Origin of the sequence: Candidatus Jidaibacter acanthamoeba (assembly GCF_000815465.1) — a bacterium.
GTDB classification, from domain to species: Bacteria; Pseudomonadota; Alphaproteobacteria; order Rickettsiales; family Midichloriaceae; genus Jidaibacter; species Jidaibacter acanthamoebae.
The window spans coordinates 1-563 of record NZ_JSWE01000190.1 but is presented as its reverse complement, the minus strand read 5'-3'; the positions used below and the strand labels follow the sequence as shown (position 1 = coordinate 563).

Sequence of the window (563 nt, the reverse complement as noted above, 5' to 3'; positions counted from 1 at the left end):
AGGCAGTCTCTTGAATGGGAGTTTAAGTCTATAATTTCAATGAAGTTTGAAATGGATACTCGTATTTTATATAATGATATTATTCCTGCTTTAGGGGAGTGTAAACGTTCTATGCAGATAGCGCAAGAGTATGATAATCCCTGTTTGCTTATGTAGTATATAGTAGTAACAATAATTAAGCATCAATAAAATCACCATATAACTTTAATAATAAATAATTTTATAAAATAATTAATATGTATTATTTATTAAAGCTAGATTAATTAAATTTAATTTTAGCAAGGTGTAATAATTATGAAAGCGACCAGAAATACCAGTGATTTTATAGGGCCTGAAAAGTATAGCATCTTGGAAAGAGAGCTAAAATATAAATTTAAAGATAAAGCTTTGTTAATAGAGGCATTAACAAAAACAGTAGCAAATAGTACAAAGTCGTCCCAACAGCAGCATCAAAAAACTAATGAGCGTTTAGAGTTTTTAGGAGATAGAGCATTAGAGCTTGCAGTAACAAGTATAGTGCTTGAACAAAACCCTAAAAGTAAAAAAGGGGAGTTAAATAATAG

Annotated in this window: 1 protein-coding gene; it reads left to right on the top strand. The window is 29.0% G+C overall.

Features of this window, described 5'->3' with window-relative positions:
- Positions 1-294 precede the first annotated feature (294 nt).
- Positions 295-563, top strand: a 269-nt coding sequence (locus NF27_RS09150) for a ribonuclease III family protein (protein ID WP_039454618.1), incomplete at its 3' end; no start/stop codon positions are given.